General features: G+C 43.9%; 2 protein-coding genes. Both read left to right on the forward strand.

All coding sequences use genetic code 11. The features are described from left to right. The first annotated feature begins 356 nt into the window (after positions 1-356). Positions 357-854 carry a (2Fe-2S)-binding protein gene (locus tag H5072_RS15285; RefSeq protein WP_007376163.1) on the forward strand — a complete coding sequence of 166 codons (498 nt, stop codon included), beginning with the start codon at positions 357-359 and terminating at the stop codon, positions 852-854. Beyond that, positions 851-3,112, forward strand: coding sequence for a xanthine dehydrogenase family protein molybdopterin-binding subunit (locus tag H5072_RS15290; RefSeq protein WP_182694005.1), 2,262 nt, complete (start codon positions 851-853; stop codon positions 3,110-3,112). The genes H5072_RS15285 and H5072_RS15290 overlap by 4 nt, the downstream gene beginning before the upstream one ends. Positions 3,113-3,246: the final 134 nt, after the last annotated feature.

Genomic DNA, 3,246 nt, shown 5'->3' on the forward strand with positions numbered 1-3,246 from the left:
AATAGTCTTTTTAAACTTTTATTTAGGGCTGTTTATCTTTCGAGGTTTAACATGCAATGCCCAAGGGTTCTGCATAGGGGCAATTTACGCTTTGTTGTTTACAAACCTCCCGCCGCGATTAAATCTCCCCTAGATTGAGTGAGTTTCAATCTAAAAGGTCAGCAGGGCCTAGTCATAATACTAATAATCAGACGTTAATATTTTCAATGTGGTTTAAACGTTCTAATAATTAGTATTTTTATAAAACAGATCTAAGTGGTAGGCTAAAAGTAGTAAGTATAAAATAGTAAGTAATTAAAAATAGTTCTCGCGCAACAAGGAACCCTCCTGTAAAGCGCTTTGCCAAGGAGTTTAGTATGATCACGCTTACCATTAATGGTAATAAACATGAGTTTTCTGGCGATCCGTCAACGCCAGTATTATGGTACCTCCGAGATGAATTGAATTTAACTGGGCCTAAATTTGGCTGTGGTATGGCACAGTGCGGTGCGTGTACCGTGCATATTGATGGGGTAGCTCAGCGCTCGTGTGTATTGCCTGTAGCGGCAGCAGCAGGGCGTTCAATTACGACAATTGAAGGGCTAAGCGAGCAGGGCGACCATCCAGTGCAACAAGCATGGGTTGAGCATAAAGTACCGCAGTGTGGTTTTTGCCAGTGCGGCCAAATGATGCAAGCTGCGAGTTTATTAGCAGCAAACCCAACCCCAACTGACGATGAAATAGTAAGTAATATGTCGGGAAATATTTGCCGTTGTGGTACATACCCGCGTATTCATAAAGCAATTAAATCAGCCGCTAAAACAATGGCGAGTGTTCAATATTTTGACCCAAATGAACAAGGGGAAGAAGTATGAACCAAGATAACAAATACTTTGATTTAAACCGCCGTAAGTTTTTAAAAACCAGTGCGATAGGTGCGTTAGTACTCGGTACTTATTTTGTAGGCAGTGCGCCAAGAGCATTTGCGGGTGTGTTAGAGCAGCCATCTGAGCAAGCAAAGCGCGCAAACTTATTTATTGCACTGCGCCCAGACGGCATGGTTGAAATAACCTGCCATCGCTCTGAAATGGGTCAGCAAATTCGCACCGCGATTGCACAAATAGTTGCCGATGAAATGGAAGCCGCGTGGGATAAGGTTATTGTTATTCAGGGTAAGGGCGACCCTAAATACGGCGATCAAAATACCGATGGCTCGCGCAGTATTCGCTACAACATGCAGCGCCTACGTGAAATGGGCGCAAGTGTGCGTTACATGATGCAGCACGCTGCCGCTAAGTATTGGAAAGTTGACCCGCAGACCTGTACAGCCAATCAACACGTTGTTACACACAGCTCAGGTAAATCGCTTACTTATAAAGATTTAATCGACTTAGCGCTTACAATAACGCCACCAGAAGCTGACAAACTAACACTTAAAACACGCAAAGAATGGCGCTACATTAATACTGGCATGGCGCACATAGATTTAGCCGATTTAGTAACAGGTAAAGCAATATTTGCAGCCGATGTACGCGAACCACAAGCGCTGGTGGCTATAATTGAACGCCCGCCGGTAGTAGGCGGTGTTGTTAAGTCGTTTGATGCCAGTGCTACAAAAGCGATAAACGGCGTTATAGATGTTATTGAAATTCCTGCACCAAAAGGCGCGCCGCAGTTTCAGCCAAAAGGTGGCATTGCGATTATAGCTAAAAACACATGGGCTGCATGGCAAGGGCGTAAAGCATTAAAAGTCGTGTGGGATGATGGCAAAAATGGCGATTACAATTCAGAAAAATTTAAAAAGTCATTATTACAAACAGTACAAACTCCACAGGCAAACATACGTGATAAAGGCGATGCCATGGGCGTGTTGGCTAAATCGAGCAATAAACTCGTAGCTGATTATTACGCACCGCATCTTGCTCAAGCACCAATGGAGCCGCCGTGTGCAACAGCTATGTACAACAAAGACAGTGTTGATATATGGGCTGCTACGCAAAATCCACAAGCCGATATGAAAACAGTGGCTGCCATGCTTGGCATGGATGAGAGCAAAATTAATGTTCACGTTACCATGTTAGGAGGCGGCTTTGGGCGTAAGTCAAAACCTGACTTTTCAGCAGAAGCAGCTTACCTTTCAATGAAAGTAGGCAAACCTATTCGTGTGCAATGGACGCGTGAAGATGACATACAACATGGTTTTTACCATGCGGTTTCGGCTCAGCATATTGAAGCATCGCTAGATAAAAATGGCGCTATAGAATCTTATTTACACCGCACCGCGTTTTCACCAATTACCTCTACCTTTTCAGAAGGGGCGACTACGCCAGGGAGCTTTGAACTGCGCTTAGGGTTTACCGATAACCCTATTAACACACCTAACATGAAGTTAGAAAATGGTGATGCGCCTGCCAAAGCACGAATTGGTTGGATGCGCTCTGTATCAAATATTTTTCATGCCTTTGCTATTCAGTCATTTATTGGCGAAGCAGCGCACAAAGCCGGTCGCGACCAAAAAGACTATTTACTAGACACCATAGGTCCGAGTCGCATTGTTGATGTAACTGAGCAAAATGCCACATACGATAATTACGGTGGCGATAAAGAGGTTTACCCTTTAGATATTGGCAGACTGCGCCATGTTATTGAAAAAGTAGCTGACATGAGTAAATGGGGTCGAGAACTTCCTAAAGGGCGAGGTTTAGGCATAGCAGCACACAGAAGCTTTTTAACTTACGTAGCTACGGTAGTTGAAGTAGAAGTGTCGGATGCTGGCGATTTAAAAGTAATTAAATCGTGGGTTGCCATTGATGCGGGTACGGTTGTAAACACTGACACCGTTAAAAACCAAACTCAAGGTGGTTCTATTTACGGGATTACAACTGCAATCAGCGATGGTATTACCTTTGATAAAGGCCGCGTGCAGCAAAGTAACTTTCATGATTATCGCGTACCGCGTATGAGCGACTCACCACTTGAAGTTGACGTTGAAATTGTACAAAGTGACGCACCTCCAGCAGGGGTAGGCGAGCCGTCTACACCAGTTTATGCGCCAGCATTATGTAATGCTATTTTTGCAGCGTGCGGAAAGCGTATTAGGCAGTTACCGATTGGTAACCAGCTAAAAGCGTAACTAAATAACCTACAGCTTAAACAAAAAAACCGCCAAAATGGCGGTTTTTTTAGAAGTTAGCGATTAGTGAGTTTTTTCAAACTCATCAACTTCACGCTCTGCTTCTTCTTTAGATTTACCATACTGCTGCTGGA

The organism is Pseudoalteromonas sp. SR45-5 (genome assembly GCF_014163565.1).
Taxonomy (GTDB): Bacteria; Pseudomonadota; Gammaproteobacteria; order Enterobacterales; family Alteromonadaceae; genus Pseudoalteromonas; species Pseudoalteromonas distincta.

What these genes read in the sequence shown, in the direction of transcription:
- H5072_RS15285 (WP_007376163.1), top strand. Translation starts at nt 357, where the DNA reads ATGATCACGCTTACCATTAATGGTAATAAACATGAGTTTTCTGGCGAT.
- H5072_RS15290 (WP_182694005.1), top strand. Translation starts at nt 851, where the DNA reads ATGAACCAAGATAACAAATACTTTGATTTAAACCGCCGTAAGTTTTTA.